Consider the following 6,753-nt stretch of genomic DNA (forward strand, 5'->3'; position numbering starts at 1 on the left):
CGCCACTGCCACCATTAATACAGTCTTGCTGGCCGTCTTCACCCACAGCGCCTCGCAGATTTTCCCCGCGATCGCCAAAAATCGTATCGTTACCTTCATCGCCACACAAAATATCGCTGCCATCATCGCCGTAAATTAAATCATCCCCCGCATCTCCCTGTACAACATCATCATCCTTGCCTCCACGAAGGGTATCCTTACCAAAACCCCCATCGAGAGAGTCGGAACTCTCACCGCCGCCCTGAAAATCATTTCCATCTCCTCCAAATAGCAAGTCGCGTCCATCAACATCGGACACTAACTCGTTTTGCAAACTACCGTAAAGCGAATCGTCTCCCTCGTCCCCGACAATCGTATCGGAACCGAGTTCACCCCAAATCCTGTCGTTATCTTTGCCACCATAAACTAAGTCATTACCTTTGCCAGCAAAAATGCGATCGTTACCGCTGCCACCGCCGATGATATCGCCGGTGTCGTTACCGAAAATTAAGTCGGCTTCTTCGGTGGCAATTGTGCTGCCTGGTTGAGTGCCGTAGTCGCCGATTATGGTATCAGAACCTTGATTGCCGTAGAGAGTATCCGAGTCAGTTTCGCCGAAAATACGATCGCCGCCTTTACCTCCAAACACCACATCGAAGCCGTTGCCACCTCGCAAGGTATCGTCTTGTTCTTCGCCGTTAAGTAAGTCGTTGCCATCACCTCCTGTCAGCAAATCGAAGCCGTCGGGGTCGCTGTCTAGGGAGTTGAGGACGCCACCAAACACAGAGTCGTCTCCCTTGTCGCCGTCAAGGGTGTCCGGGCCTTTGTCACCCCAGATCAAGTCGTTGTCGATGCCACCATAGGCGATGTCAGGGCCTTTGCCGGAGTAAACGGTGTCATTGCCCTGAGTGCCTGCAATGGCGTCGCCTGAAGACCCGCCGAAAATCAGGTCGCCGTCGTTGTCGGTTAAGTCGATATTGTTGCCGTTGTCCCCGACTATGGTGTCTATACCGCGATCGCCGTACAATGTGTCGGAACTGCGATCTCCAAAAATGCGATCGTCTTGTTTGCCACCAAATACGGCATCGGTTTGTTTGCCGGCGTAAACGATGTCGTTGCCCTTACCAGAGGCGATGAAGTCTCGCTGTGGTTCGCCGAAGATGAGATCGCGGCCACCTTCACCTAACACTGTGTCGTCGCCACCTTTGGAAAGAAATAGTTGGTTGGTTTCGTTTCCTGTTAAGGAATCGTTTCCGGGAGTGCCGATGCTGGTGTTTTGGATGTCGATGAGTTGTGCGGCGTTGGAGTCGAAGTTAAGTATTTGCTCTAGCTGGGGGGGGATAAATGTGATGAGAGGGGGTTGGGGCAAGGGGTCGCAACCGCAACTGGTATCGGGTTCGGGTACTGGGTTGAATATGGGGGTGGGTTCTGGCGCGGGTGTTGGTGTTGGTTCCGGTGTGGGTGTGGGTGTGGGTGTGGGTGTTGGTGTTGGTGTTGGCGCAGGTGTGGGTGTTGGTTCCGGCGCGGGTGTGGGTGTTGGTTCCGGCGCAGGTGTTGGTGTTGGTTCTGGCGCGGGTGTTGGTTCTGGCGCGGGTGTTGGTTCTGGCGCGGGTGTTGGTTCCGGCGCGGGTGTTGGTGGTGTGGGTGTTGGCGCGGGTGTTGGTGGTGTGGGTGTTGGTGCCGGTGTTGGTGGTGTGGGTGTTGGTGCCGGTGTTGGTGGTGTGGGTGTTGGCGCCGGTGTTGGTGGTGTGGGTGTTGGCGCCGGTGTTGGTGGTGTGGGTGTTGGCGCCGGTGTTGGTGGTGTGGGTGTTGGCGCCGGTGTTGGTTCGTTCAGGGGAATGGCAGAGACAGTAGCGCTGGCGGGGCTGGTAGCGCCCTGGTTGTCTGTAGCGCTGTACGTGAAATTTGCTGTTGTAAAGTTGGCTGTCGATTGGAAAAATAATTGGTTGATGTCAGCCGGTGTCAGAATTTGACCGGCGGTGACAATCCGGCCGCCGGTTTCGGGATTGCCTAAAAATATCAGCCCTTCATTTGCTGGTGGGACGGTGTTGATGGTGAAGGATTCGATCGAGCCGTCGGGGTCGCTTCCTCCGAGTCCTGCGATCGCCACAGCGCTGCTGGGGGCGATCTCAAGGTTGACGTTGTTAGCTACGGGCGGTTCGTTTGGCACCGGCAGCAGCGCCGATACCGTAGCGCTGGCAGGGCTGGTGGCACCCTGGTTGTCTGTAGCGCTGTAGGTGAAATTTGCTTTTGTAAAGTTGCCTGTCGATTGGAAAAATAATTGGTTAATCTCAGCAGGTGTCAGAATTTGACCCGGGGTGACAATAGTACCGCCAGTATCGGGATTGCCTAAAAATATCAGCCCTTCATTTGCTGGTGGGACGGTGTTGATGGTGAAGGATTCGATCGAGCCGTCGGGGTCGCTTCCTCCGAGTCCTGCGATCGCTACAGTGCTGCTGGGGGCGATTTCGAGGTTGACGTTGCTAGCTATCGGTGGTTGGTTGGCGGGAGTCGGAGTCGGAGTCGGTGCGGGTGGGGGAGTCGGAGTTGGGGCAGTGGCGATGCTGGTGGTAACAGTTGCGCCGGGCTCGCGGCCGTTGTTGTTGCCGGGATTTGGGTCATTAGTGGTTGAGGTACTTCTTGCCGTGTTGCTGACAGTGCCGGTCGCCGGGGCTGGGAATCTGACAGTCCGGCTGACGGTCAAGCCGTCAGCTAAGCTGGCAATGGGCGGAAAACTGACAATGCCTGTGGCTGGGTTGTAAACACCTCCGTTAGATGCTGTGACCCCCGTTAAACCGGGAACGATGGTGTCTGTAACGGTGATGTTGGTGGCGGTACTGGGTCCTCTGTTTTCGGTGAGAATGGTGTAGGTGACTGTCGATCCGCCGATCGCATTAGCCGGCCCGGTTTTGAGCGTAACTACATCGGCGCTATCGGTGATAGTGGTGGTAACTCTTGCCGATGGGCTGCTGCCGTTGTTGTTGGCAGGATTGGGGTCTGGACTCGTTGAGATGCTGCTAGCAGTGTTGGCGACGGTGCCACCGGTGGCGGGAACTGCGAAACTGACGGTTCTGTTGGCGCTGGCGGCCCTGGCTAGGGATGGGATCGCCGTCCAAGTCACAATACCTGTAGTTGCGTTGTAACTTCCGCCCTCCGAGACGCTGACTCCTGTTAAGCCCGGAACAATGGTGTCGGCGATCGCCACATTGGTTGCCGCACTCGGCCCACTGTTAGTGGCCGTAATTGTGTAGGTGACAGTCGAACCCGCGATCGCAGTAGCCGGCCCGGTTTTGACCGTCTCTACATCGGCACTCTGGGTGATAGCAGTGGTAACTCGCGCTTGAGGGCTGGTGCCGTTGTTGTTGGCAGGATTGGGGTCTGGACTCGTTGAGGTGCTGCTAGCAGTGTTGGCGACGGTGCCACCGGTGGCGGGAACTGCGAAACTGACGGTTCTGTTGGCGCTGGCGGCCCTGGCTAGGGATGCGATCGCCGTCCAAGTCACAATACCTGTAGTTGCGTTGTAACTTCCGCCCTCCGACACGCTGACTCCTGTTAAGCCCGGAACAATGGTGTCGGCGATCGCCACATTGGTTGCCGCACTCGGCCCACTGTTAGTGGCCGTAATTGTGTAGGTGACTGTCGATCCCGCCGCCGCAGTAGGGGGCCCGCTTTTGACCGTCACTACATCGGCAATATCGTTCGTGATAGTGGTGGTGACTCTTGCCGACGGGCTGCTGCCGCTGTTGTTGGCGGGTACGGGATCGATCGTGCTGCTGCTGCTGAATACACTGTTGGTAATAGGGCCAAGTGTAGTTGGGGCGGTAACAGTTACGGTGCGGGTGGTGGTAGCCCCAAAAGGTAAATTCGGAATAGTTGGCCAGGTGACCAGTCTCGTTGTCGGGTTGAAAGTGCCGCCGCCCGGAGCACTAGTTAATACTGCCCCGACGGGCAATCTATCTTCAATCACCACGTTTTCGGCGTCGTTCGGGCCGTTATTTACTGTCGTAATTGTGTAAGTAATGGCGCTGCCCGGTGCCGCTGCCGCCGGGCCTGTTTTCGTTGAGGCAACATCTGCTGTAGTAAGCGGCACGTCTATAGTTTGGATCGACAAAGTGCGAATGTCGTGAATATTTGTTGCGTCTCCCGTTGAACCAGCAAAACCAAATTTGAATGTTGCCGGGATTGGCCCATTTATCTCCTCTAAATTGTCAATGTCGATAATAGTCTCGCCCACATCTGTAAACGAACCATCACTGTCGAGGTCAAAGTTAACAGTGAGACGGTTTGGCGTTGCAGAATTGGGGGGTTCCAAAATAATTTGAACTCTTCTTCTGGCTGCTTCGCGGCTGCTAGTAATGGTGTTGGTCGGCCCGTTTGGTGGCAGAGGATTTACGGTATCGGGAATATTATCTATTCCCTGCGGCACAAACGTAGAAGTTAAAAATTGATATTGCCTAACTTCGCTACCTCGAAGCGTTACCGAATCTGCTCTACGCCCCCCCGGAATTCCGCCTACACGCCCTTGAGTTTCAGTTGAGAAATTTCCGAATTCATCCAATCCAATTCCTAAATAACCTCCCCGTAAACCGGACTGATTTGTATCTCTATTTTGCGCGTAGCCGAGAGAACCTCCATAGCCTCCAGCTTGTGTTGGCGTCACCGTACCGTCAATTAAAAAGAAACTTATGCCGTCCCCTGTCCGCCCTGGTAAATTCGGACGTGCTGTGCCGTTGTAGGCAAATATATCGAAGACAATGTTAAGACCGCTGTTGACGGGAACCTGACTGTTATAGATGACAAAAGTAGATTGGTCAAAAGTTCTTGTAGTTAATCTCAACGCCCCGCTGCCTACCGGGTCTATGTTCAAACCCGGAAAACTCTCCGTTCCGGTTCCTGCTGTTAATGCGGGAGCGTCTGACGTGCCAGTAACGCCAGAGATCCAAGGCCCGATTAGACGTGCGTCTTGAAAACTTTCGTCCACTAAATTAATGAGGACAGCGCTGTAAGTTTCCTGGGTTTTTGTTTCAAAGGCTATTGCGGTTTTTACTTGTCCTGCTGTAACATTTAATTGCCAGTTTCCTCCTAATTTTGTACTGCCAATTAGATTGTTGGAAGCCGCTATATTTGCGCCTGTTAATTCTCTCAGCTTCCGCACGAAAGCAATCCCTGATTTTCCAGCCCCAACCTTACACGCTAATAATAAAATATCGGCTTTTTCGCTTAAGGCATTTCGCCACTGCTGCAAATGCCGATCGTACTTTGGTAAGTTTTCATCCTTCAGTACACTTGATCCCAATTGCACGGAAGCTTCATTGCCGTGAGCAACTATCTGAAGGCTGGCAATTAAGCTGCGTTTAGCGAGAATCTCGGTAATTTGTTCTACTCCGTCCAGAGTTTGATCGAGGACAATTATCTCTGTCCCCGGTTTGACTCCGCTGGCAAGATGCTGATAATTCTCTACCCTCGGATCGATGCAAACTAAATGTTTTTTATGTTTAGTCTTGACGCCCCGACTCGCTTTTGTTAAACAGGAAATATAGCTCGCCCGATCGCTGACTAACGGCGCCCCAATCAAAGAAACTTTTATGCAGTCCGTGTCGCGGCGATCGCAACTTGATTTGTGAATTGGCGAAGAGTAGTTGCACCATAAATTTTTCATGAGTTAGATAGCTCCTTGATTTGTTAATTGTCAATCTTCAGTGGTAGATATTATTGTTAATTGCTAATGGAAATCTCTAATTACTAATTTCTCGACTTCGCATACTTAACAAGTTCTATTTACTTCGATTTTTTTTTGCGCGACATCTTCCTAAAGTAGCAGTTAGCTGTATTTACCTGGTAAATCAGGGGTTTTTTAGCCAATTTAGACGTAGTTCTAAATTATTTTATGATGAAAAAAATGATCGCAATCTACGAAAATATACCTTTTAATTCGATATTTTTTTACCTAAATGCAGTTGACAATCATTCGTGTTTGTAGTAAATAAAGCTTAGCTTTCCGATTTTTACTCAGACTTGATTCTTTATCAAAAACCAATTTTAGGACTATCAATCAACCGAATGTCAGATAATCTATGCTTCACTCAAAAAATGGTTATAAATTTTGTAGTTATCAACTTCGTTTTCTGGCTTTTGTCAAGAATGAATGATTCACCAACAACCAATTTCAGGGTCGTCAGCAAGTCGAATCAGCAATAATTCATCGGCTTAATATTTTTTTAGCGCCAATTAAAAACTCGGTTTATTCAACAAACCGAGTTGCTATAATTTTAGGAAAAATGCAGCGAATTTAATGCGCTTTGGTCTTAACGAGCCAGAGTCAAAAAATTCGGAGAAGTCAGAGAATTATCAGCGCCAAAAACCTGAGCCAAAACCTCGCCAGTCGCAGCAACTTGTAGCAGTGTGGCATTCCCCGTCGGGTTAATTTGCAAAGCCTCAAAACTCAAGCCACCAGCCAGGACAAACTTATCAGTTCCTACGGAAAAATTGAGGACTGTATCAATACCACTATTAGCGCTTAACACAAAGCGATCATTCCCAGTACCCCCAATCAAAGTATCATCTCCCCCATCACCAAACAGCCAGTCATCCCCAACACCCCCATTGAGAATATCGCTATCTTTCCCTCCGTAAATAGTGTCATTACCATCATCACCATTGAGACTATCTTGACCTTCATTACCGTATAACAAGTCATCGCCACTGCCACCATTAATACAGTCTTGCTGGCCGTCTTCACCCACAGCGCCTCGCAGATTTTCCCCGCGATCGCCA

At 51.1% G+C, this 6,753-nt stretch carries 2 protein-coding genes; both read right to left on the minus strand.

The features are described 5' to 3' along the window. Positions 1-5,638, minus strand: a 5,638-nt coding sequence (locus QUB11_RS30455) for a DUF4347 domain-containing protein (RefSeq protein WP_333392506.1), incomplete at its 3' end; no start/stop codon positions are given. A gap of 646 nt (positions 5,639-6,284) precedes the next feature. After that, positions 6,285-6,753, minus strand: a 469-nt coding sequence (locus QUB11_RS30460; RefSeq protein ID WP_445300870.1) for a calcium-binding protein, incomplete at its 5' end; no start/stop codon positions are given.

Source organism: Microcoleus sp. B6-A1 (assembly GCF_036705085.1).
Classification (GTDB): Bacteria; Cyanobacteriota; Cyanobacteriia; order Cyanobacteriales; family Microcoleaceae; genus Microcoleus.